22 protein-coding genes are annotated in these 23,217 nt (G+C 65.0%); 5 read left to right on the top strand and 17 right to left on the bottom strand.

The window, feature by feature from the left end:
* The first annotated feature begins 263 nt into the window (after nucleotides 1-263).
* On the top strand, nucleotides 264-4,442 hold the full coding sequence (locus J3E61_RS10790; RefSeq protein WP_210083547.1) for a SpoIIE family protein phosphatase: 4,179 nt from the start codon (nucleotides 264-266) through the stop codon (nucleotides 4,440-4,442).
* On the top strand, nucleotides 4,442-4,747 hold the full coding sequence (locus tag J3E61_RS10795) for an STAS domain-containing protein (RefSeq protein WP_192725870.1): 306 nt from the start codon (nucleotides 4,442-4,444) through the stop codon (nucleotides 4,745-4,747). The genes J3E61_RS10790 and J3E61_RS10795 overlap by 1 nt, the downstream gene beginning before the upstream one ends.
* Before the next feature lie 3 nt (nucleotides 4,748-4,750).
* Here J3E61_RS10795 and J3E61_RS10800 read toward each other — a convergent pair whose 3' ends face one another.
* Genes J3E61_RS10800 through J3E61_RS10835 form a run of 8 tightly spaced genes read right to left on the bottom strand, consistent with a single transcriptional unit; the run spans nucleotide 4,751 to nucleotide 11,651 of the window.
* Nucleotides 4,751-5,017 carry an elongation factor Tu gene (locus tag J3E61_RS10800; protein WP_192725869.1) on the bottom strand — a complete coding sequence of 89 codons (267 nt, stop codon included), beginning with the start codon at nucleotides 5,015-5,017 and terminating at the stop codon, nucleotides 4,751-4,753.
* 26 nt (nucleotides 5,018-5,043) lie between these two features.
* Entirely contained in the window at nucleotides 5,044-6,405 is a 1,362-nt protein-coding gene (locus tag J3E61_RS10805; RefSeq protein ID WP_210085504.1) for an aldehyde dehydrogenase family protein, read from the bottom strand.
* Between the two features lie 15 nt (nucleotides 6,406-6,420).
* Nucleotides 6,421-7,512 carry a phenazine antibiotic biosynthesis protein gene (locus J3E61_RS10810; RefSeq protein WP_210083548.1) on the bottom strand — a complete coding sequence of 364 codons (1,092 nt, stop codon included), beginning with the start codon at nucleotides 7,510-7,512 and terminating at the stop codon, nucleotides 6,421-6,423.
* 34 nt (nucleotides 7,513-7,546) lie between these two features.
* The gene (locus J3E61_RS10815) at nucleotides 7,547-8,347 is read right to left on the bottom strand and encodes an SDR family oxidoreductase (protein WP_210083549.1); all 801 of its coding nucleotides are present in this window, start codon (nucleotides 8,345-8,347) and stop codon (nucleotides 7,547-7,549) included.
* 22 nt (nucleotides 8,348-8,369) lie between these two features.
* Nucleotides 8,370-9,371 (bottom strand): hypothetical protein, encoded by a 1,002-nt coding sequence (locus J3E61_RS10820; RefSeq protein WP_210083550.1) that lies wholly within the window; start codon nucleotides 9,369-9,371, stop codon nucleotides 8,370-8,372.
* A gap of 10 nt (nucleotides 9,372-9,381) precedes the next feature.
* Nucleotides 9,382-10,701, bottom strand: coding sequence for a peroxidase (locus J3E61_RS10825; RefSeq protein WP_210083551.1), 1,320 nt, complete (start codon nucleotides 10,699-10,701; stop codon nucleotides 9,382-9,384).
* The gene (locus J3E61_RS10830) at nucleotides 10,702-11,100 is read right to left on the bottom strand and encodes a nuclear transport factor 2 family protein (protein WP_210083552.1); all 399 of its coding nucleotides are present in this window, start codon (nucleotides 11,098-11,100) and stop codon (nucleotides 10,702-10,704) included.
* Nucleotides 11,097-11,651 carry a hypothetical protein gene (locus J3E61_RS10835; RefSeq protein ID WP_192725863.1) on the bottom strand — a complete coding sequence of 185 codons (555 nt, stop codon included), beginning with the start codon at nucleotides 11,649-11,651 and terminating at the stop codon, nucleotides 11,097-11,099. The genes J3E61_RS10830 and J3E61_RS10835 overlap by 4 nt, the downstream gene beginning before the upstream one ends.
* 247 nt (nucleotides 11,652-11,898) lie before the next feature.
* Here J3E61_RS10835 and J3E61_RS10840 point away from each other — a divergent pair, with 247 nt between their 5' ends.
* Together J3E61_RS10840 and J3E61_RS10845 are read left to right on the top strand one after the other, a co-directional pair.
* Entirely contained in the window at nucleotides 11,899-12,201 is a 303-nt protein-coding gene (locus tag J3E61_RS10840; RefSeq protein WP_192725862.1) for a hypothetical protein, read from the top strand.
* A 40-nt stretch (nucleotides 12,202-12,241) separates the two neighbouring features.
* Nucleotides 12,242-12,586 carry a heme-binding protein gene (locus J3E61_RS10845; protein ID WP_210083553.1) on the top strand — a complete coding sequence of 115 codons (345 nt, stop codon included), beginning with the start codon at nucleotides 12,242-12,244 and terminating at the stop codon, nucleotides 12,584-12,586.
* Nucleotides 12,587-12,602: 16 nt separating this feature from the next.
* Here the strand turns inward: J3E61_RS10845 and J3E61_RS10850 are convergent, their stop codons facing one another.
* From J3E61_RS10850 to J3E61_RS10860, 3 genes are all read right to left on the bottom strand, one after another.
* Nucleotides 12,603-13,676 (bottom strand): hypothetical protein, encoded by a 1,074-nt coding sequence (locus J3E61_RS10850; RefSeq protein ID WP_210083554.1) that lies wholly within the window; start codon nucleotides 13,674-13,676, stop codon nucleotides 12,603-12,605.
* A 79-nt stretch (nucleotides 13,677-13,755) separates the two neighbouring features.
* A complete protein-coding gene (locus J3E61_RS10855; RefSeq protein WP_210083555.1) occupies nucleotides 13,756-14,358 on the bottom strand; it encodes a TetR family transcriptional regulator in 603 nt (200 codons plus the stop codon).
* A gap of 26 nt (nucleotides 14,359-14,384) precedes the next feature.
* Complete coding sequence (locus J3E61_RS10860) at nucleotides 14,385-14,984, bottom strand: amino acid transporter (protein WP_210083556.1); 600 nt, start codon at nucleotides 14,982-14,984, stop codon at nucleotides 14,385-14,387.
* A 71-nt stretch (nucleotides 14,985-15,055) separates the two neighbouring features.
* Between J3E61_RS10860 and J3E61_RS10865 the strand changes: the two genes are divergently transcribed.
* Nucleotides 15,056-15,934, top strand: a complete 879-nt coding sequence (locus J3E61_RS10865; protein ID WP_210083557.1) for a LysR family transcriptional regulator ArgP — start codon at nucleotides 15,056-15,058, stop codon at nucleotides 15,932-15,934.
* A gap of 15 nt (nucleotides 15,935-15,949) precedes the next feature.
* Here the strand turns inward: J3E61_RS10865 and J3E61_RS10870 are convergent, their stop codons facing one another.
* The 6 genes from J3E61_RS10870 to J3E61_RS10895 form a co-directional block, all read right to left on the bottom strand.
* Nucleotides 15,950-16,849 carry a helix-turn-helix domain-containing protein gene (locus tag J3E61_RS10870; RefSeq protein ID WP_210083558.1) on the bottom strand — a complete coding sequence of 300 codons (900 nt, stop codon included), beginning with the start codon at nucleotides 16,847-16,849 and terminating at the stop codon, nucleotides 15,950-15,952.
* Nucleotides 16,850-16,885: 36 nt separating this feature from the next.
* Nucleotides 16,886-17,908 carry a zinc-dependent alcohol dehydrogenase family protein gene (locus tag J3E61_RS10875; protein ID WP_210083559.1) on the bottom strand — a complete coding sequence of 341 codons (1,023 nt, stop codon included), beginning with the start codon at nucleotides 17,906-17,908 and terminating at the stop codon, nucleotides 16,886-16,888.
* A 178-nt stretch (nucleotides 17,909-18,086) separates the two neighbouring features.
* Nucleotides 18,087-20,255 (bottom strand): xanthine dehydrogenase family protein molybdopterin-binding subunit, encoded by a 2,169-nt coding sequence (locus J3E61_RS10880; protein ID WP_210083560.1) that lies wholly within the window; start codon nucleotides 20,253-20,255, stop codon nucleotides 18,087-18,089.
* Nucleotides 20,252-21,229, bottom strand: coding sequence for a xanthine dehydrogenase family protein subunit M (locus J3E61_RS10885; protein ID WP_210083561.1), 978 nt, complete (start codon nucleotides 21,227-21,229; stop codon nucleotides 20,252-20,254). The genes J3E61_RS10880 and J3E61_RS10885 overlap by 4 nt, the downstream gene beginning before the upstream one ends.
* A 3-nt stretch (nucleotides 21,230-21,232) precedes the next feature.
* Nucleotides 21,233-21,808: a 2Fe-2S iron-sulfur cluster binding domain-containing protein gene (locus J3E61_RS10890; RefSeq protein WP_192725978.1), complete on the bottom strand. Its 576-nt coding sequence runs from the start codon at nucleotides 21,806-21,808 to the stop codon at nucleotides 21,233-21,235.
* 418 nt (nucleotides 21,809-22,226) lie between these two features.
* Entirely contained in the window at nucleotides 22,227-23,105 is an 879-nt protein-coding gene (locus J3E61_RS10895; protein WP_210083562.1) for a hypothetical protein, read from the bottom strand.
* Nucleotides 23,106-23,217 lie beyond the last annotated feature (112 nt).

Here is a 23,217-nt window from a genome sequence, read left to right on the forward strand (position 1 = left end):
AACCGGCGTTGCTGACGGGGCGCCGTCGACGCGACGTGTCAGGCGGCCGCGACGCCCCAATGCAGCACCCTCGACGTGATGAGCACCAGGCCGAGCGAGACGGTGAAACGCTGCGCTTTCGATGCAATCGTCCCTTAATCTACGAGGCAGGCATCGACAACGAGTGGGACGGCGGGGGTTGCCAGGGCTCCCCATTGGGTATATCGCGTCTTGCAATCGCCGCTACCCCACTCCCTTCGGGGCTAGCCAGCAGAGGGAGTGAGATGGGCGCGGACGACATCAGGCGAGGCTCGCTACCCGAAGTCTTCGACGCCGATCCAGAGGTCGGCCGTGACCTCGCGACCGTCGACTGGGAGCGCACGCCGCTCGGATCGCCCGCCACCTGGCCGCAGAGCCTGCAGACGGCGGTCAGCATCCTGTTGTCGTCGCGGTTCTCGATGTGGATGGGGTGGGGTCCTGACCTGACGTTCTTCTGCAACGCGGCGTACCGCCGCGACACGCTCGGCCATAAATACCCGTGGGCGCTGGGACGACCTGCGCGCGAGGTGTGGGCCGAGATCTGGTCCGACATCGGTCCTCGCATCGACGGTGTGCTGACCACCGGGCGGGCGACATGGGATTCCGCGCTGCTGTTGTTCCTGGAGCGGTCGGGATACCTCGAGGAGTCGTACCACACGTTTTCGTACAGCCCGCTGCGCGACGACAGCGGCCAGGTGGTGGGCATGTTGTGCGTCGTCAGCGAGGACACCGAGCGCGTGATCGCCCAGCGCCGAATCGCGACATTGCGTGATCTCGGCTCGGATCCGAGCGTCGTGCGCACCGAGGACGAGATGCTGACCTACGCGGCGCGCCAACTCGGCCAGAATCCACGCGATCTCCCGTTCACCTTGACCTATCTGTTCGACGACGCAGGCAACGCACGGCTGGCGGGGTGCAGCGGAATCGAGCCCGGCCATCCGGCCGCCCCGGCGCTGCTGCCCGCCGCGGGCTCGGCGCTGTGGCCGCTGGGCGAATCTGCGCGCGGTGATCAGGTTCTGATCGAACTCGACGGTGAACGCTATCCCGGCCTGCCTTGCGGCGACTGGTACGAGCCGCCGATCCAGGCGCTGGTATCACCACTGGTGCAGCAGGGCGCCGCACCCGCGGGGTTTCTCGTCGCCGCGATCAACCGCTACCGCGCGCTCGACGAGCAATATCGTGACTTCCTCACGCTGGTCGCCAGTCATATCGCCGCGGGCATCGGCAGCGCCAGAAGCTATGCCGCGCAGCAGCGTCGAGCCGAGGAACTCGCCGAACTCGACCGCGCCAAGACGACCTTCTTCTCCAATATCAGCCACGAGTTCCGCACCCCGCTGACGTTGATCATGGCTCCCGTGGCCGAACTACGTTCTCCCGCATCGGGACTCGACGAGGCGGCGCGCCAGGAACTCGAGGTGGTCTACCGGAATTCACTTCGACTCGCCAAGTTGGTAAACACGCTGCTGGATTTCTCCCGCATCGAAGCCGGCCGCGCTCAGGCGCGATACGAACCTGTCGAACTATCCGCGGTCACCGTCGAGCTCGCCAGCGTCTTCCGGTCCGCGATCGAGCGGGCCGGCCTGGTGTTCGAGGTCGACTGCCCGCCGCTGGGTGAACCGGTGTACGTCGATCGGGACATGTGGGAGAAGGTGGTGCTCAACTTGTTGTCGAACGCGCTGAAGTTCACGTTCGAGGGGAGCGTGTCGATCAGCGTTCGTCGCGAGGGCTCCAACGCGGTTGTCACTGTGCGCGACACCGGGATCGGTGTGGCAGCCGCGGAGATGCCACGGTTGTTCGAACGGTTCCACCGGGTCGAGGCGACGCGGGCTCGCTCCAATGAGGGCAGCGGAATCGGCCTGGCGTTGGTCAAGGAGTTGGTCTCGCTGCACGGCGGCACGATCGACGCCGAAAGCGAGGAAGGGTCGGGCACGACCTTCACCGTCCGTCTGCCGTTCGGCCGCGCTCACTTGCCCGCCGATGAAGTGGTCACACTGGCACGCGAATTGGCGCCCTCCGGTTTGGCGGAACCGTATGTGGCCGAGGCGCTTCGGTGGCTGCCCGCAGATTCGGATGCCGCATCGACGCTCGCGCAGGGCGTGTTGACCGCCGACACGGAAGTCAGCACCACGTTCGCGGTGTCCGGACCGCCCGCCCGGGTGTTGATCGCCGACGACAACGCCGATATGCGCCAGTATGTGTCTCGGTTGCTGCGTAGCGCGGGCTACCTCGTCGATGCCGTCACCGACGGCCGGCAAGCCCTCGAGCGCGTCCGCGCGAGCGTGCCGGATCTGATCGTCAGCGATGTGATGATGCCGCGCCTCGATGGTCTTTCGCTCGTGGCGGCGTTGCGTGCGGACCCCCGGTTGGCCGCCGTGCCGGTTCTGTTGCTGTCGGCACGTGCGGGGCAGGAGGCGTCGATCGAAGGCTTGCAGGCCGGAGCCGACGACTATCTGGTGAAGCCGTTCGCCGCTGCCGAACTGCTCGCCCGCGTGCGGGCCAATGTCGAGCTGTCCCGACTCCGCGGTCACCATTCACGTTGGCGCACAGCCCTTGTCGATTCTCTGCAGGAGGCGTTCTTCGTCTGCGACGAGCATGGTGCGGTCGTCGAGATCAACCACGCATTCACCGACATTCTCGGTTACGGACCCGAACAACTGCCGTTCGAACCGGTTCAGCCTTGGTGGCCTGACGCCGACACCGACCCCGACGGATACCGACAAGTCAGGGCTGCGTTCGACACGATGCTCGCAGAGGGCACCGGTGGCGACACCGTGCCGGTGACCCATCAGGACGGGCATCGCCTGTGGGTCACCTTCAGTTTCAATCACGCCGACGATCCGGAGACCGGGCGTCGTGTCGTGGTCGGCACCTTCCGCGACGTCACCGCCGAGCATTACGCCGTGCAGCGCGACACCGCCCTTGCCGAACTCAATGAGCAACTGGCACAAGCCAATACACTCGATGACGCGCTTGCTGGCGCAACCGAGGCGTTGCGTGCGCTCTGGCAGGCCCGCCGGGTGCTCGCCGTCACTTTCACGGCCGGGTCGACCGGCGCCGATAACGACGCGCCACGAATTGACTCCGCCGGTGCAGTGCCACGGTGGGCAGAGCTACCCGAAGATGTGCGGGAGCGGCTGAACCGGGTACGCGCGGGTAATTTGCTTGCCAGTGACACGACAGAGTCCGGGACCGCGGCGATTGCGCTGCAGCATCCGCACGGAGTCGTGGTGCTGTATCTCGAGTTGGCTGAACGACGTCCGTTCACCACAGAGGACAGCTCGCTGCTCGCTCTGCTCGCCGGTCGTCTCGGCCACGGCCTGCAGCGCGTGTATCAACTCGACCAGCAACGCGAAACCGCGCTGGCTCTGCAGACCGCGATGCTCGGCCCCGACGAGTTGCCCACCGGATTCACTGCGCGGTACCAACCGGCGACGCGGCCGCTACAGGTCGGCGGCGATTGGTATGACGTCGTCGAACTCGATGGCGGCCGCATCGGGCTGGTGGTCGGTGACTGTGTCGGGCACGGCCTCGCCGCTGCGACTGTGATGGGTCAGCTCAAGAGTGCTTGCCGCGCACTGCTGCTCGAGCATCCCAGCCCGTGCGCCGCGCTCACCGCGCTGGACCACTTCGCCGGACAGTTACCGGGCGCGCGGACCACCACGGCGTTCTGCGCGGTGCTGTCTCCCGACACCGGCGAAGTCGTGTACTCGAGTGCGGGACATCCGCCACCGATCCTGGTCCGTAGCGACCGGAGTGTTGAGCTGCTCGACGGCGGCCGCAGCATACCCCTGGGTTTGGGATTCTCCGGACAGCGCACCGAGATCCGCCGGACGCTGCCGGTCCGTTCGACGCTGCTGCTCTACACCGATGGCCTTGTTGAGCGCCGCCGCGAGCCGTTGGATCGCGGAATCGGCCGCGCGGGCGACATCGTGGCGCACAACCGTGAGACGGTTCTCGACGATCTCGCGGACCTGATCATGACTCGCATAACGCCGGACGATGGCTATCAGGACGATGTGGCCATGCTGTTGTACCGGCAACCGCCACCGCTGAACATCGCGATACCGGCGGAACCCGAGCAGTTGGCACCGTCCCGCGCGGCGCTGCGCAGTTGGCTGACCCACGCGGGGGTGGACCAGGACCAGGCGCTCAACGTGCTTGTCGCCACCGGCGAAGCGCTGGCCAACTCCATCGAGCACGGTCACCGGCACGACCCCGAAGGGCTCGTTCGCCTTCAGGCCACGGTGCTCGGTGACAGTCTGCAGTTGACCATCGTCGACGCCGGCTCGTGGAAGACCCCGCAGCCGGCCGCCAATCCGCATCGGGGTCGCGGTATCGCGTTGATGCGCGCCCTCATGCACGAGGTCCAGATATCGTCCGGTGCAGAAGGCACAACCGTGGCAATGAACGTGAGGATCGGATGATGGCCACCCCGGTTACGGTGTCGACTACTCGCGAAGGTGACGGCGAGGTTGTCCTGAAAGCATCGGGCGAGCTGGACATGAGCAATGTCGACGGGTTTGGGCGTGCGCTCGCTGAAGCGGTGGCCCTGGCCGACGGCAAGCCGGTGCGGGTCGACCTGGTTCGAGTGGAATATCTCGACAGCGGAGCGATCAACGCCCTCTTCGCGTACGCCGATCGCGTTCGGCTGCATGCGAATACGGTTCTGCTGCCGGTGCTCGAGATCAGCGGCCTGACCGACGTGATGAGCGTCGAGGTCGGTGGCTGACCGTCAGACGATGAAGCCGGCCGTGGTGAGCACGGAGCCGCGGTTCAGTTGGTTCTTTTCCAGGCCCCTGAACAGCACGCCGATGTTGTCACCGGCCTGCGCTTCGTCGATCGACTTTCGGAAGACCTCAATGCCGTCGACCCGCGCCTCGAGCGCACCGTCGACCCGCACGGTGTCGCCGACCCTCAGCGTGCCGCTCTCCACGCGCCCGGTCGCGACGACGCCGCGATTCTTGATGACGAACACGTCCTCGACCGTCAATCGGAACATGTCAGCAGTGTGCCACTCGATTTGCCCTAGCCGTCGATGAAGCCCTTGTTGCGCATCAGGAAGTCCGCAAGGAATCCCTCGTGCGGGATGTGGGGCGCGCTGTAGTGGGTGGCGTGCCGGCCGCGGTAGACGTTGGTGATGGTCGGCTCGCTCAGCAGCTCGTCGACCATCTCGTCGTCGGTCGTGATCGCATTGAGCACCAGCGAGTTGCGCAGCGGCGCCGTCCCGTCGCTGCGTGACCACGGCGAGACCCACACGCACGGGAACGGCAGTTCGACGTTGAGCTTGGCTGGGTCCGGTTCGGTGAGCAGGTGCACGGCCGGGCGCAGCGCAGCGAACCCATGGCCGAGGTCGGCTACCACCTGATCGGCGCCCAGCACCGCAACCGCTCCGGCGGCTCTGGCCGCGAGGTGATCGGCGATGGCCTGTGCCGACTCGATGGAAGTCGTTGGTAGCACGGCTCGTTCGTCGGTGTTCGGCAGCGGTTCGATAGCCGACAACCGCTCGGCGATGGCGTGCGCCAGTGATGCGGCGTCGCCCTCATAAAGGACCGCGGTCGCGTTGACGCACGCCATGCCGCCCAGATTGGCTATCGAGTCGACGATCACATCGAGGTGCTCGCGCCAGTCGCACTCGGCGGTGATCAGGATCTTGGTACGGCCGGGTCCGTTGGTCAGCACCGTTGGGACATTTGCGTATTTGTCGACGACATCCTGGCCGCCGTAGACCATGGCCAGGTCCGCCGCCGCAACCACGTCACCGGCGACGGCGTGCTCGGTCGGCAGATACAGCGCATCACTGTCGCGAAACCCGCTCTGCCGCAACGCCTGGATGACACGGTGCGCGGTGAACGGTTCGCGCCGCGACGGGCGGACCGCCACCCGGTAGCCCAGCGCCAGTGCCTGTGGCCACAATCCATGTACGCCCGGCGCATTGCCGGGCGCCTGGACGGCGAGCACCTCGCCGCGTCGCACCCATACAGCGCCGCCACCCGGTTCCAGTTCGCGCCAATCCAATCCCGCGCCCGTTGGCCGGGCCGGTCGCACGGCATCGCATGCGGCGGTGAGGGATTCGGCGACGGTGTTGACCCCTGCCCGCACTGCGGTCATCGGCAGGCCGGTCACCCGGCACGCCAGCTCGACATAGCGCTCGAAGTCAAGCCCGGCGATCGTCGACGACAGGAACGCGTCCGTGGCCTTCGTCAGTGCATCTTCCCGCTCTGCGGCAGGCAGCGGCGGCAACCTGCGCTGGGCATCGATCGACTGCGTCACGAATAGCCTTGGCACAACAGCTGATTCCGCGATCGGCACACCGGCACAGTCCGCGATGATCTCCCGATTCCGGGTCCGGTACTCGCCTTCGGGCCCGAGCGCGGGAAGGTCTACCAGGTCGCCGGTCATCGGTCAGTACACGCCCTCGATCACCGGTTCGCCGCCGAACACCGCGACGGGTGCGACCTCGCTGATCGAATCGCCGACCTGCCCGTCGGGTCCCGGCATCCGGATCGCGGTGTCGCGTTCCAGATTGTTCGGGATGAACATCCCCTTGCTGACGTGGTTCATCACCACCTGGCCGCGTTCTCCGTAGGCCACCTCGGCACCGCTATCCGGGTCGACGACCCAGAAGAAGACGTACGGCGAGCGTGGGTCGAACACAATCGACTCACCGTCGACGCGCGTGGCGGCCTGCGACAGCACCATCGTGCTGCCGAAGGCTATGGCGATCGCGGTTTGCGGAAAGATCTGGCGGAGCAGATCGAGGGTGTCCATGTCCACGTGCGCTCCGCTGAGCAGCAGGTAGCGGATCTTGCTGTGCACCAGGCCGAGCATGCCGTCGTCGCCGACGATGGCCTCCACCAACGGCGGTGTCGCATGCAGGTTCACGACGTCCTGCGTCTCCAACACATGCCGCGCCTGGTCCAGCACGTGCTCGACGTACGCGGCGATCTCCGCTGTCGCGTTGCGCGCGGCCAGCCTCTTGACCCAGCGCGGATCGAGGTCGATCGCGTGAAACGCCGAGCCAAGACGTTCGGCGACCACGCGGTCGAAGTGCCCGACCCCATGGGGCCCGCTCGGCATCAGGCACAGCAGCCCGCGACCGGGGACGAACCCGCCCGCGGTGAAGTCCTCGACCTGCCAACGGGTCACCTGCTCGATCCAATCCGGCAGCTGCGCAGTGCGTTTCGGCGCACCCGTGGTGCCGCCCGATTCGAAGATGCGAGGGACCGGCGCCGGTGCACCGTAACCGCGGGGGATGAGGTCTTCGACGGCAACGTTGCGGAGTTCGTCGACCAGGTTGGGAAACCGGCGAAGGTCGGCGAACGTCGCAACGTCGATCAGCGGATCGAAATCGAGGGTCCCCGCGATGCGAAGCCAAAATGGTGAGCCCGTCTCAGCGCCGAAGTGCCAGGCGATCGCCGCGTGCAGGTATGCCTCCGGGTCCGGCGGCGGTCCATCGCGCGGCACGTCCAGCAGGGAGTAGTCGATGTCCGCCATCCGGCCATCGTGTCGCAGCAGGTTGTCCGGAAGGTTAACTCGCCGACTGCGAGAGCCGTTTGTTGACCAGCCGCGTCAACCAGGAGGGTGAGAACCGGGAGCCCGCCACCATCACCTTGGTCTGTGAGCCGACAGGAAAGTGCACCTGATGGATGGCGCGTCGCAGCCGTGATGGTTCGACGGCCTTGGCGATCGCGTCGGCGACGTCCTGGGCGGTCAGCCTGATACCGAGTGATTCGGTGGTGCCCGTCTTGATGTGGTCGGTCATCGCGGTCTGCACGTACAGCGGCCACATCGCGATGACCCGGATGCCGTAGCGCTGCCATTCGATGTCGAGCGCCTCGGTGATGCCGCGGACGAAGAACTTGGTGGCGCTGTAGTTGGCGAGCTCGGCCTGCCCGTAGATTGCTGAAGCCGACGACAGGTTGACGACCACCGAGTTGGCGGTGTCGCGCAGGTACGGGAACGCGGCGTGCAGCCCGTTGACGACGCCTTTGGTGTTGATGTCGATTTCGCGTAGATGCCGTGCGACGTCGATGTCCTCGAAGCGGCCCGCCAACAGGATGCCGGCGTTGTTGATCATGACGTCCAGGCTGCCGCCTGCGGCTTCGGCGAATTCGCTTACCCGCTGCGCCATTTCGGCGCTGTCGGTGACGTCGAGGTGGCCGACTATCGCGGTCCCGCCGACCCGCTCGATGTCGTCGGCCAATGATTTGAGGCCCACCTCGTCGATGTCGTAGCCGCCGACGGTGTAGCCCTTCTTCGCGAAGGTCAGCGCGGTCGCGTAACCGATCCCCGCGGCGGCTCCGGTGATGAAGACTGCTCTATTGGCCATGAACCATGATTGCCCACCGGCCTCACTTCATGGTGGCCAGGTTGTGCCAGAGGTTGCGCAGGCTGTCGGTGCCGCCGAACAGCTTGGTGAAGTGCGTGGAGTCGATGAGCACGATGTCACCTGCGCGTTGGTCCGCAGGCGGCATCCAGAGCAGGGCGTTGAACTCGGTGTTGCCCGCCTCGGTGAACGGGTGCGGACGGTTGGGATCGATCCGCTGACGCCCGAGGACCTGCACCCTGTTGCCCTCCGGCGCCGTGAGTTCGTAGTGCGGCAGGTGGGGGTGGAAGTTGAAGGTGGTGACGTTGTCGAGCAGTCGCGGCGTGTCGAGGTCGCGGAACCCCGTCAGCGGCGCGATCTCCTTGGTGCCCTCGACGACCGCGGGGCGCAGGCCCCACGTGTTGTGCACCGGCACGTCGAGCGCCGCCATCAGCGATCGGGTGTACTGGCCGAAGCGCTGCTGGCGTGGGACAAGCCGATCGCCGTGATGTTCGTATTCGACCTGTTGCTGTTCATGGTCTTCGGTGAAGCCGACGTCATGATGCGGCGCCAGCAGCAGGCAGGTGCCCTCGCGCTCGAGCCATTCGGTGATCGCCGCGATCTCCTCGGGCGCGGCTTCCTGTTCGGAGAGCAGATGGTCTAACCCGAACACCATCAGCGTGTCGGTGTCGGCGAGGATGCGTTCGTCGATCGGCAGCCTGTAGCCGGCCTGGTCGATGCGCTGGAACACCGCGACCGGGTGTCCGGTGGCCTCCTCGGCGAGCTCCTGGAACGACAGCGTGGATCGGTGAAACAGCTCAAGCGTTCCCGCGATGCCCTGCAGGAAGTTCGCGGCATCGTATTCGGGAGTCTCGTAGGAGGGCCATGCGACGTTGCGAACCTCGGTCATGGTCGAGAAGCGGTTGTAGATCTCGGCCGGATCCCGTTGCGATTCCCACGGATAGCTCCAGGTCCAGTAGATGCTGACGCGTCTGCGTCCGTCGTGGGTGCGTGCGACGTGGCTCTGGTTGTAGGTGCGTGCCCGCATGTTGGTCCTTCTAGCTTTCGAGGGCGGCGAGATAACGCAGCGCGTTCATTCCAGGCAGGAAGAAATAAGCACCGCCGCGCAACGTGGTGAACGCGGGAATGCCTTTGTGCACCTTGCGGATCGGCCGCTTGGGCACGGTGAAGTCCAGTGTGCCGTCCTGAGTGCCGCAGATCGGGTCGTGCTCGTTGCCGAGTTCGTGGAAGGCTTTGTCGTTGATCCAGACGTTCTGAGCGAACTCAAACTGGCGGACAAGGTCGGCGCAGATGATGAACGCGGCGATGCCGCGCTCAACGCCGTCATCGGGTACATCGTCGGGAAGGGCGGGACCGTAGGTGGCGCCGCGCCGAATCATCCGGCGGCGGTTCATGTAATGCGCGGTGTCGCGAGGATTGAGCCTGCGCGCATGCGATCCCAGCGGGCACGCATAGCCGAACGGGTCCATCTCCTTGTAGTTGTAGTCGTTGTTACGCATCGGGTCGGCACCAAGTTCGGGATCGTCCTTGTCGGGAGCCAACACCAGCGGGGCCCCACTGCGCCACCGGCCCATGAACTTCGCGGCGAGCAACTCCTCGCCTTCCGGAGTGTCGGCGTTCTCACGCAAGTAGTCGCGGAATGCCCCGACATGTTCCTCCAGCCGCCGATAGGCCATGTAGCTGCCGTTGCGCGATAACACCTCGGGCTCAGGAAGATTGGCTACCGGGTCGTTTTCGTCGGGATAGCCGAGGATGAACTCGCCGGGTTCCAAGGCATCGCCGGAGCCGGGCGTAGGTTCCTCGCCCGACCCTTTCATCACCGGTTGCGATAGCCGGTCGCGGAAGCCGAAATGGTCGTGTGCATAGTTGAACGGCGGTGACGCGTTGAGGTCGAGATACGACAGGCTGCGCACGCCGTCCGTCCGCGCCAGCAGCTTGTCGTGTTCGGCGATGGAACGTTTGCATTGTTCGTCGGTGCGCGAGAACAAGATGGCGATCGCGTGCAGGTCTTCGCCCGCCAGACCACCGAGCCAGTGTTCGGGCGCGGCCGCGCCCGTGTCGCCGAGGATGCTCGCACGGGCCGCCATGCCTTCCCGGAACTCGTCCGGGAAGGTCGCTAACGCTTCGTCAGGGACGCCCAGCGCGCGCAGCCCAGTCCAGGTGAACGCCAACGTAACCCAGCGGTCGGACTCCTCCATCGTCGCCTGAGCATCCGTTGCCGACTGGACCTTGTCGAGCAGTTCGGTCAGCCATGCGCGACCGCCCGCCGGCGTGTCGAAGGACAGGAATTCGTAGCGTCCCGTGATCGCCGGGGTGCGGGTCAGCAGGATGTGTTGGATGTCGTCGAACTCGAGCATTTACTGCTTGCCCTTCGTCCACGCCCAGGCCGCAATGCGCCAACCGTTGGAGCGGCGGCGGAGCGCGACGGTGAAGGTCGCTCCCGTCTGTGTGACTTTTTTGCCGCCAGCGGTGAACGTCATGGTCGCTGGGACCGCCAGATACGCAGCGTCGGCGGTGACGTTCTCGTGCAGCGGTTCGCCGAGGGTCACGAAATACCCTGATGCGCCATGGTGTTCGCCCTCGACCAACACGTCTTTGTACCAATCTTGCGCGGCGGTCGGCCCCAGCCACAGGTGTGGCGCCATGCCGTCGAGAATCGATCCTTCGGCGTCGAAGGCAGACGTCATCGTTTCGATGTCGCCGTCGTTGAAGCCGTCGATGTATCGCTTGACGGCGTCAAGCGGACTCGAGGTCATTGCATCTGATCGAGCATCGTCGAGAAGGCCGCTTTGAGGCGCAGCGCCTTCTTGATCTCGTCAGCGGTGACGTACGGATACTCGCCGTATTCGAGGAAGCTCGGGACTTGGTGGTCGCGAACGAATTTGATGAACGCCTCAGGGTTTTCCCGCCAATCTTCAGGGAAGCCTTCGAGATTCGTGAACACGGTCGTGATGCCGGTCTGGCTGAACAACTGCACCGCATCCTCGGTGTACTTGTCGAAGTCGGTGTCGAAGATGCCCTGATATTGGAAGTGCAGGCCCGACCCGACGTCGAACAGCACCCACCTCAGGTAGTGCAGGCGCAGGGGCGCCAGCACATCGGGGCTGCCCGCGATCGCCTCCTCGATCTGCTTGCCGTATGCCCGGACGGCCTCCTCGCGGCCCTCCTTCACCTTGGCGATGATCGAGAATCCGTGGCAGGCCGGTGTGCGCGGAAAAATCGGCCCGTATCGGCCGCGTTCCAGTTCGAAATAGCCTTCTTTGGGGATGGCCATTGCCGCTGGTTTAGTCCAATCTTGATCCGGCATATTTTGAGCCCCCAATTCAGCCGACGGATGACGTGAACGTAGCACCGCTACCTGCGTGTTGGTCGGCGTTTGGGGCAGCGAGGACCAACGCGAAATGTCCGGGTAGCGAAGCTAACTTTGTGATCGTGAAAATTGGCGATAATCCATCGCGCGCAAGCGGATCGAATTAGGCTCGGCACGTAACAGTTAGGCGCGCTGTCGGGGGATTCTGCCGCAGCGTGTCACCTACTTCTGGGAGGGGGTAGCCGTGCGAAGAAGCCAGCGCTACCTGATCGTGGGATTGTCCATTGCAGCGGTCCCGTTCGGCATTGTCTCTGCCGCACCCGCGTCGGCCGACTGCACCAACGCCGGCAATGCCACCGTGTGTGCGCAGGGTACGGTCCGGGGCGGTGGCCCCAGTGCACCATCGGCGGGGCCGTACTACCCCTCCTACTGTGCCGACCCGTGGTACTGCGACGACGGCTGGGATGTCGATGTCATCCTGCCTCCGATCCGACCAGGCCGTCCGGGCGGCGGCCCAGGCGGCGGCGGCGGTATCGGTCCGCGTTGAGCAAGATCCCTCAATCACCCTCGAATTCAAGGAGTCTCACATGTTTTTCCGCAGCTTGATCGGCGCAGGCATGATTGCCGGCTCGATGCTCATCGGTACCGCAGCGACCGCGGCAGCCGATCCGCCGAACTGCACAGCCGCCGACCTGGCCGGCGTCATGTCGGGTGTCAACGCGGGGATGTCGTCCTACCTGTTCACGCATCCCGATGTGAACGCGTTCTTCACCGGGCTCAAGGGTATGTCCAGGGATCAGATGCGAACGGAGCTCACCTCGTACATGGACGCAAACCCCCAGGTGCGAGATGAGATAACGGCAGTGCGGCAGCCGGCGGCCGACTTCCGGGACCGCTGCAACGCGCCGCTGCCCGACGGACCCATGGGCTAGGGGTTGACCCGCAGCGCTACTTGTCCTTGGCGCCTTGGGATTTTGATTCGTTGTCAGCCTGCTTGGTGTCGTGCTTAGGCGAATCGGCGTCCTTCTTGTCGGACTCGCGCGTGGCTGACTGCGTGTCGGGCTTGTCCGTCGTGGTCGAATCGGAGTCCTTGGCCTTCGGCTGATCCGCGTCGTCGTTGGCCTTGGGGGTTTCCTTCTCCGTTGACTTTGATTCCGTCGGGTCAGCCGTGGTCACATCCGATGTATCTTTCGCGGTGTCGACGCTGTCGGTCGAAGGGCTGACCGCGACCATCGCGGTCTTGCGGGACAGATCCGGGACGGCGGTCACGTCGGGGGTCGCGACTTTCGCGCTGAGCGTGGTTGCCGTTGCAGCCGGCTCGGCGGCCAACGCCGTCGCGATGGTCTGCTGTGCGGAGACAATGCCGTCGACGACATGCTGGCCACCTTCGACGAACGAACCGACGACCAGAGTGGTTCCGTTGACCAGCGCGCTCACGATGGCGCCGGGGCTGAACGACAGCACCGCATCCACCAGATCCTGGCCCGCGACGATGAAGGCTCGAGCAACGGTATCCAAACCGAGTCCCACCCCGCCAACGACGTCGATGAACGCCTGGGGGACGGCGACTTGCAACGCTTCTCGCACAGCCAGGTAACGCTGGCGCCGCTCGATGATCGCTGCCAGGGTCGGCTCGCCTATCGCGACAATGCTTCCGACCAAATAGGTTTCGACGGTGGTGAGCGCGCCGAGCAGGTCGCCGGTGAGCACCTGTTGGGTGATCGTCACCAATGTCGATGGCAGCTGGGCTATCGATTGGCCCAATCCTGCTGCGGAGCCTGCGAATCCGATTCCGAGGGTGGCAATGTCGTCGATTCGATTGAGGACGAACTGTCGAAGCGCGGGAAACGTGAAGATATCGGCGATCGAGGCCGAGAGTTGCACCGCAGGCATGTGCACCGCCGGCACGTGCACTTGTGGCACGAGCGCTTGGGGTGGTGGTGCGATCGGCGTCACCGCGATGACGCTGGCACCGACCAACGCGACTCCGTTGGTAACCCACGGACGAATGGCTGTGTGCATGACGACCCCCGGTTTCACGGCTTTGCCGCTGAACCTACCGTGACAGAAGTGTCAATTAATGACGAATGAGTCGAGTTGGTCAGGAGTCGCCGTTGGTCGAGCGCAACGGCATACCGGCTTCCATGAAGTCCAGCGCCCGATACATCCGCTCGGGTACTCCGGACGCGTGGTCGAGGACGGCCATCAAACCGCCCGCCAGGGCGCCGACGAAGACGCGGACTTCGAAGTCGTCGGGTTCGCGGCCGGTCCTGCGGCAGTCCGCCTCGGTGAGCGCCGTGACAGTTCGGCGGTACTCGTCGAACTGGGCGGACTTGAGTTCGGGGATGGACAACACCATCCGTATCCTGGCCCGTTCGAAACGCCACTCGTCCTCCGAAAGCGTCGCCATGGTGATTTCGAGAGCGCGGCGAAATGCCTGCAACGACGGCATGTCTGGGGGTTGTTTTTCGAGCGCGTCAACGGTGACGAGATCCAGATCGTTGGCCATCAGCACCATTTCCTTGGACGGGAAATAGCGGAAGAAGGTGCTGGGTGACACCTCGGCGGCTTCTGCGATCTGCTCGACGGTGGTGCTCGCGTAACCGTTTTCCTCGATCAGTCGCATGGCCTCGCGGCGAATCGTGTCGCGGGTCTTGATCTTCTTGCGGTCGCGCAAGCCCAGAATCTGATTGGTGACCCCCATTGGGCCATTGTGTCGATGTCAAAGTGTTAGGACAAGGCCAATGACGTTCCGAGTCCGATCATCATCGCCGCGATCAGGCCGTCGAGGATGCGCCATGTCATCGGTTTCGCGAACAGTCCGGCCAGTTGTCGGGCACCCAGGCCGAGGCTGACGAACCAGACTGCGCTGGCCGTCACCGCGCCAATACCGAACAGCCAGCGTCCGTCGCTGTGCTCGTTGGCCAGCGCCCCGAGGAGCACCACGGTGTCCAGGTAGACGTGTGGATTGAGGAAGGTCATCGCGGCGCAGGTGAGCAGCACATCGAGCAGTCGAGCAGGCGCGGCCTCCGAGGGACTGAGTGATGACGGGCGCCATGCGCGGCGCGCGGCCAGCAGTCCGTAGCCGATGAGGAAGGCGGCCCCGCCGAACTTGGCGATGTTCAGGGCGCTCGGGTGGGCGCTGATGAGCGCGCCGACGCCGGCGATGCCGGCCGAGATCAGCACGATGTCGGAGACGGTGCAGAGCGCGACGACGGGCAGCACGTGCTCGCGGCGGATGCCTTGGCGCAGTACGAAGGCGTTTTGCGCGCCGATGGCGGCGATCAGCGTGAAGGAGGCGATGAAGCCGACGATCAGGGGCGAGCTCATGGGATCGACGGTAGGAGAGTTGGCTGAATCAGTACAGCTAAAGATTCTTTGAGTACATTAGAATAACTAATGTGCAGGTGGATGGGCAGCAGCTTGCGGCATTTGCCGCGGTGATTGAGCTCGGCAGCTTCGATGCGGCGGCGGACCGGTTGCATGTGACGCCGTCGGCGGTGAGTCAGCGGATCAAGGCGCTCGAGCAGCGGGTGGGCCAGGTGCTGGTGGTGCGGGAAAAGCCTTGTACCGCAACGTCTGCCGGTGCGCCGTTGCTGCGGTTGGCTGCGCAGACCGCGTTGTTGGAGGCCGAGGCGCTGGCAGAGATGGGCGGTGGTGAGGGGGTGGCGGCGCGAATCGCATTGGCGGTCAACGCCGATTCGATGTCGACATGGTTCACCGGTGTGTTCACCGAGTTGGACGGCGTTGTGCTCGATATCCGAATTGAAGATCAGGACCACTCGACACGGCTGCTGCGTGAAGGTGTGGTGATGGGGGCCGTGACCACCGAGCGCCATCCAGTCTCGGGTTGTCGGGTGCAGCCACTAGGGGTGATGCGATACGTGCCGATGGCCAGCCGCGAATACGTGAAGCGGTATCTACCGGATGGTTTCACCGCGCAAGCGGTGGCTGCGGCGCCGTCGTTGGCGTGGAATCGCGACGACGCCTTGCAGGATATGTTGGTGCGTAAGGTCTTTCGCCGTGACGTTGCCAGACCACAGCATTTCATCCCGACTGCGGAGGGCTTCGGTGCGGCAGTGCACACCGGTCTCGGTTGGGGGATGTTCCCCGACAGCCTGGCCGAACCCCGGCTGCGCGAAGGTTCCTTCGTGCGGGTGAGCGATGCGCACCTCGATGTGCCGCTGTACTGGCAGTGCTGGAAACTCGACAGCCCGATCGTTGAGCGGATCACCGACGCCGTCAGCGCGGCAGCATCGACCCTGCGCAAAGCGCGCTAACGAGTGCGACATGCGTCAGTTGTTCGACATGCGCGGGGGACTGTCGCCATGAGGTACTCGGTGGTCCGAGCCGAATTCTCGGGCTGCGGCCAGGCTCGCCAGCAAGGCGAGCTTGTCGGCCGACGGGGTGCCTTCTTGTGCGCTGAACGTAACAATCGACAGTCCGGGTTCACCGGGCAGTTCGAAGACGTCGTAGCTGAGCTCAAGCTCACCGACGTCGGGTTGTCTGTAAACCTTTCGGCCGGTGCGGTGCTCGTGAACGTCTAGTTCGGCCCAGTTGGTGCGGAACTGCGGACTTCGAGTGGAGAGCTCCCCGATCAGCACGGTGATGTCTTTGTTGAGCGGGTCGCGGCCGGCTTCGAACCGAAGCATCGCCGCGGTGAGCCGGCAGGCCAGCGGCCAGTCGGCGTAGAACTCCTTCGCGCGTGAATCGAGGAAGATGAACCGGGCCAGATTCGGTTTGCCGGTTTCGAAAATCGGGGCGAACATCGCCCTGCCCATGAGGTTGGAGGCGATGAGACCTTGCTGGGCGTTGGTGACGAACGCAGGGAGGTACATGTTGTCCAGCACCTGCTGTACCGAGGCCCGCACCGTTGCTGCCACGGGTCTGCGGCCGCGTGCGGCGCCAGGGGCGGTGGCGCCGCGGGCCAGGTCGAAAAGGTGCGCACGCTCGACGTCGTCGAGTTGCAGTGCGCGGGCGATCGCCTCGAGCACGCTCTCCGATGCTCCGTGGATGTTGCCGCGCTCAAGCCGGGTGTAATAGTCGACGCTGACGCCGGCCAGCACGGCGACTTCCGCGCGCCGCAGCCCCGGCACTCGCCGCTGACTGCCACCGCCGGGAAGTCCGGCCTGCTCGGGCGTGACGTTCGCGCGCCGCGAGATCAGAAATTCCCGCACCTCGTCTTTGCTGCTCATAACTTCCTACGGTATGCGTGTGGCGGCCTACGCGGCTTAGATGGTCAACAACACCTTGGTGGCGCGACGCTCGTCCATCGCTTTGTAACCTTCCGGGGCCTCGTCGAGGGGCACGGTGAGGTCAAAGACCTTGCCGGGGTTGATTTTGCGGTCCCAGATGAGCTGGATCAGGTCGGGCAGGAACCGACGCACCGGCGCCGGGCCGCCGTGCACATGGATGCCGGCGAAGAACAGATCGATGCCGGGGATCGAGACGTCGTAGTTCAAGCCGACGAAACCCAGGTGCCCCCCGGGACGCGTGGCGCCGATCGCCTGCATGGTGGACTCTTGAGTGCCGACGGCCTCGATCACACTGTGCGCGCCCAGCCCGTTTGTCAGCTTCTTGATCTTCGCAACGCCCTCGTCGCCGCGCTCCTCCACGATGTCCGTCGCGCCGTAGAAGCGGGCGAGCTCCTGGCGTTCGGGGTGGCGCGACATCGCGATAATTCGCTCGGCCCCAAGCTGTTTGGCGGCCAGGATGCCCATGAGTCCCACGGCGCCGTCACCGACGACAGCGACGGTCTTACCCGGACCCGCCTCGGCGGCAACAGCACCGAACCAGCCCGTGCCGAGCACGTCGGAGGCCGCGAGCAGTGACGGGATCAACTCCGCGTCCGGTTGCCCCGGCGTCGGGACAAGCGTGCCGTCCGCATACGGAATGCGGGCCTTGTCGGATTGGGTGCCGATCGTCTGCGCCACGAATTCACCGTTCACACATTTGGATTGGTAGCCCGAACGGCAGATCTGGCAGGTGTTGTCGGAGATGACGAACGACCCGACGACGAAGTCACCGATCTTGACGTTTCTCACATCCGCGCCGATCTCCTCGACAACGCCGACGTACTCGTGCCCCATCACCTGGTGGTCAGCCGGTTCAACACCCCGGTAGGGCCACAGGTCCGACCCACAGATACATGTCGCGGTGAGCCGGACGATCGCGTCGGTCGGCTCGATGAGCTTCGGATCCTCGCGTTCCTCCACACGCACGTCGCCGGCGGTGTACATGACTACTCCACGCACTGGTGCGATCTCCTTCCTGTGCGGCTGATTTCAGCGTCGTCGCTCCTTTCAGCCATGAAACCCTTTTCCACGTGTTGCTGGGAGGCCGCGATAGGGCCCCCCTGCGTCGGGCAAGGGGGAGGCCCGCCTCTGAGAGGCGCTCCGGACTCGTCTGCTGTGATCTTGCACCTCCCGTTGATCACAGCAGTTTTTCGATGGTGATCGGTAGATCCCTGATGCGTTTTCCGGTGGCGTTGAAGACGGCGTTGGCGATGGCGGCCGGGATGCCGACCATGACCACCTCGCCGAGGCCTTTGACCCCGATCGGGCCGGCGATGGTGTCTTCAGCGGGCAGAAATGCGGCGTCGAGTGCGGGCACGTCGGCGTTGACGGGCACCAGATAATCGGACAGGTTGGCGTTGACGAGGCGTCCGTCGCGGTGGTCGATTTCGCTGTGCTCGAGAAGCGCCATTCCGATACCTTGGGTCATGCCGCCGATGGCTTGGCTGTGGGCCAGTTTGGGATTGATGATGCGCCCGGCGTCATAAAGCGCGTAGATGCGTCGGATTCGTACGGTGCCCAGTAGCGGGTCGACGGCGACCTCGGCGAACACCGCTCCGTAGGAATGCATCGAGTAGCGGGTCTTGGCATCGTCAGGGGTGTAGGTATTCGTCGCTTCGAGGTTGGTCCAGCCGCGGCGTCGCAACAGGTCTTGGTAGCTTTCGCCGCGCCCCGGATCGGTGCGCGCGTGCATGCGCCCGTCCGTGATTGCGATTTCCTCGGGTCGCAACCCGTTCAGAGGGGAACCGGGATCGACGACGGCAGTGCGAATGAACCGGTCCCGCAACATGGCGGCGGTCAGCGCCATGCTGTTGCCGACACTGAGCATGGTTTGCGAGCCGTACTGGGTGGCGGCCTTCGGGAAGCGGCTGTCGCCCAAGGAAAAACGCACTCTGTTCAGCGGCAGGCCGAGACCATCGGCGACCATTTGAGTCATCGATGTGTAGGTGCCCGGGCCGATATCGCTTGCGGCGGCGAACACCTCCGCGGTGCCGTCGGCGTTGATCCGCGCCGAGGCCGACGATTCCGATCGCACGACGTGGTAGATTGCCCCGGCGGTACCCATGCCGATGAGGAGGTCTCCCTCGCGGGTGACTCCGGGTGTGGGGTTGCGCCGCGACCAGCCGAAGGTGTCGGCGCCCCGGCGGAAACAGTCGGTGAGCCGTCGAGTGGAAAACGGAGTGCCGGTGCTGTCGTCGCGGTCGGGTTCGTTGCGCAGCCGAATCTCGATGGGATCCATGCCGATTTGATGGGCGAGTTCGTCGATGGCACTTTCCAAGGCGAACGCGCCAGTCACCGCGCCGGGTCCGCGCATGTAGGTGGGGGAGCTGATGTCGAGCGGGACGATGCGCGCCGAAGCGCGGAACGCCGGGGAGCGATACAGCAGTCGCGTGCCCTCGGTGATCGGGTCTTCGAAGCCGGGGTAGCGCGAGATCTCCACCCGGCTTTCATGGATGGTGGCGGTAAAGCGGCCGGTCGGGTCGGCGGCGATTGCCAGCCGTTGCCGGCTGGCGGGCCGGTAGCCGATCGCGGCATACATCTGGGGCCGGGTGAGGGAAAGCTTGACCGCGCGGCGCATCTGGCGGGCGCCGAACGCGGCGAGCAATTGGTGGGGCCAGGTTTCTCCGGCGCTGCCGAATGCGCCGCCGACGAACGGCGAGATGACGCGGACGGAGTCCACGGGGATGCCGAACGCCTTGCTGTAGGCCTCCTGTGCGAGGTTGACGCCTTGCACCTTGTCCCACACCGTCAACCGGTCGCCGTCCCACTGCGCGATCGTCGCCGGGATTTCCATTGGATTGTGATAGTTGCGAGCAATCGAGTAGGTGGCGTCCACTTTGACCGCAGCGGTACGCAATACAGCCTCGGCGTCGCCCCTGGAGTAGTCGGGGCCGATGGTGCTGGGTTCCTGTTTGGCCCCGGCACCGTCCAAGTCGGTGAGCGGTGACTCGGTGCGATAGCGCACCTGCACGACACTGGCCGCGTGAATCGCGGCGTCCAGGGTGTCGGCAATGGCGATCGCGACGGGCTGGCCGAAGAACGAAACACGCCGGATATCGAAGGGCAGTGTGACGCCGGCGAAGTCGGTCAATACCCGAAGCGCGCCGGGGTGATCCAGCGCGGCCTTGGTGTCGATTCCCTCGATGGTCCCGCGAGAGACGGTGCTGCAGACCAGTACGGCGTGAACGAGATCGGCTACCGGGTTGTCGGCGGCATAGCGGGCGGTGCCGGTGACCTTGAGGCGACCGTCGACGCGGGTGACGGGCTGGCCGGCCGACGGCGTGGCGGCAGTAAGTGGCCGCGTCATGGCAGGCCCGCTACGGTCGCGAGCTGACGCGCCACGGTGTTCTCGAGCAATTGTAGTTTGAACCCGTTCTCCGACAGGGGTTTTGCCCCGTCGGCGGCAACCGAGGCCGCGTCGGTCCACAGCTCAGCACTGACGGGACGCCCGATCAAGCGATGCTCGACATTGGTCAGCCGCCACGGCACCGTACCCACGCCGCCGACGGCGACGCGGGCTGTGCGCACGACCCCGCCGGACACTTCGAGGGCGACCGCCGCTGAGCACAGGGCGAATTCGTAGGACTGTCGGTCGCGCACCTTGAGGTAGCTGGAGCGGCGGGTGTAGGGCCGCACGGGGACTTCCACGGCGGTGATGAGCTGTCCGGGACGCAGATTGTGCTCCTGATCCGGCGTATTGCCGGGCTGGCGAAAGAAATCGCCGATCCGGATCGGGTGCTCGCCGTCGCTGTCCTTGACGTACACCGTCGCGTCAAGCGCGGTGAGCGCGACCGCGAGGTCGGAAGGGTGAGTTGCCACGCACTGATCACTGGTACCAAAGATGGCGTGGGTGCGGTTGCGGCCATCGATCGCGCCGCATCCCGTACCCGGAGTGCGACGGTTACAGGAGGCCGAGACGTCGCGGAAATACAAGCAACGGGGCCGCTGCATCAGGTTGCCGCCTATCGAGGCCATGTTGCGTAGCTGAGCCGAAGCGCTGAGCTCGAGGGCTTGCGTGACGACGGGAAACTGTTGGCGTACATCGTGATTGGCCGCAAGATCGGACATGCGCACCAGCGCGCCTATTCGCAGTCGTGTCGGGTTGATATCGATATCGCGATGTGGCAGGCCGTTGATGTCAATCACACGCCCTGGCCGTTCGACGCTCTGGCGCATCAGATCCACCAAGGTGGTACCACCTGCGAGGTAGCGGGCACCGGCGGCACCGGCCTCCAGCGCTGCGGATTCATCAGCGGCCCTATTGAATTCAAATGTGTGCATCGTCTACGCACCGCCTTGCTGGGCGACACGGGATATGGCCGTGACTATGTTGGTGTAGGCACCGCAACGGCAGATATTGCCGCTCATCCACTCGCGAATCTCCTCCGGTGACCCGGTGTGGCCCTCGCGGATGCAACCGATCCCGGAGATGATTTGTCCGGCGGTGCAATACCCGCACTGAAATCCGTCCTCGTCGATGAACGCCTGTTGCAGCGGATGCAATCTGCCGCCCTGCTCCAGCCCCTCGATGGTGGTGATCTCTGCGCCGTCCGCCTGCACCGCCAGGGTCAGACAGGACACCACGCGTTGGCCGTTGACCATGACGGTGCACGCACCACAGGCGCCTTGGTCGCAGCCCTTCTTGGTGCCAGTAAGACCCACCTGCTCGCGCAGCATGTCCAGAACGGAAGTGCGGTTGTCGACAGTGACCTCCCGGTCTTCGCCGTTGATCCGCAATCGCACCACGGTCGAGGTCTTCGCCTCGTCGGCGCCGTCGTCGCTACATCCCTCGAGCAGGCCGAACGCGGCGACCGCACCGCCAAGCGCAACCGAAGCCCCGACAAACGTGCGGCGCTTCATCCGCAACGATTCGGTGTCCGAGCGCGGCGCGTCGATGTCATCGCTCATGTTGCTTCCTCCGGTCGTGGGGTCTCGGCGGCGGGTGAAGCACAGCGGGTCACGACCTCGTCAGCGATCAGTGCCTGCGACTCGGCGTGCGGGGCAAACCCGGGCTGTAGGTGGAATGGCACGCACCGTGGTTCCACACGTAATCATCAAATCCTGCGATGAGGGAGGCCCTGCTGAGACGTGTATTGCCAGTACCCCCCATGGCAATCGATTCCGTTGCCTAGCACCGGTATGTTCACCGAACGTCACCCGATCTCAGGACATGTTGGTGCGCACGATATTTCGCCGTCCTGGATGGCCCGCTCGTCGAGAAAGTCACCGCCGCAGTGCTGCCCACTGGCAGGTCGTTAGGGCCTCACCGCGGCGAGGGTCAGAGCTTCGCCAGCATCTGCTGAGCGATGGCTTTTTCGGCATCGTCGCGCTTGGCCTCGAAGTCATCCGAGGTACCAGGCGAGAAGGGCCCATCTGACAGCGATATCTTCAGGCCGGCCGGGCCCTTTTTGACGTACAGCTCGTCGCCGGAAAAGACGGCCTCATCACCGAGACCCTGCACCGGTCGCAGGTCGGGCCCAGACGGTTTCGTCGACGGCCAGTCGCTGATCTCAACGCTGCCGAATCCCTGCGAACTCTTGTACATGCAGATTCCGGACGTGTTCTGCGTGACGTGTGTGTCGGGCCCGAGGACCGGCTTGGCAATGTCGATGGTGAACAGCTTGCAGGCCGCCGGCGTGCCGAGCGCGCTCCTCGCGAGGGGCTGCGTCGTGCTCTGGCCCGCTGAGCTCTCGTGATCGACAGTGCCCTGAACGAACCCCATGACCGGGTTTTTGACGATTGGCCAGAGCACCAGCAGCGGCACCACCAATATCCAGACCAGATAGCGGCCCCGTTGCCACGGCCTGCGTCCGAACTGGGGTGCGTCTTGGTAGCCGGGTGTAGGCGATGGAAATGAGGAGGGCCAACTGCCGAACTGGCCGCCGGTGGGGCTCACCGACGGTGGCGGCGGAAATGGCTGCGGCCCCTGGCCGAGACCCGGATAGCCCTGCGGCTGCGAAGAAAAGCCGGGTTGGGGCTGGGCGGCCTGCGGCCAACTGGACTGCGTTTGGGGCATCGGCGGCGGCTCGACGCCTTGCGAATCGGACAGCCGGCGCTCCAGCTCGGAGATTCGCTTCTCGGGGTCGTCCTCGTCCACCAGCAAATGATTCCACGGTCCGCAGCGCGTGTCGACGGTATCGATCGATTTGGTTGGCATGGTCCTGCGAGTGACTGCTAACGGCATGCCTGCGCAACAGCCAGGTGGCAAGAGGATTCATCGCTGGGGGACTCGGGCGGGATCCTCGGCTCCGCCATCTCCTCGATGTTCG

The organism is Mycobacterium sp. OAE908, assembly GCF_017872775.1.
In the GTDB taxonomy this organism is placed as follows: Bacteria; Actinomycetota; Actinomycetes; order Mycobacteriales; family Mycobacteriaceae; genus Mycobacterium.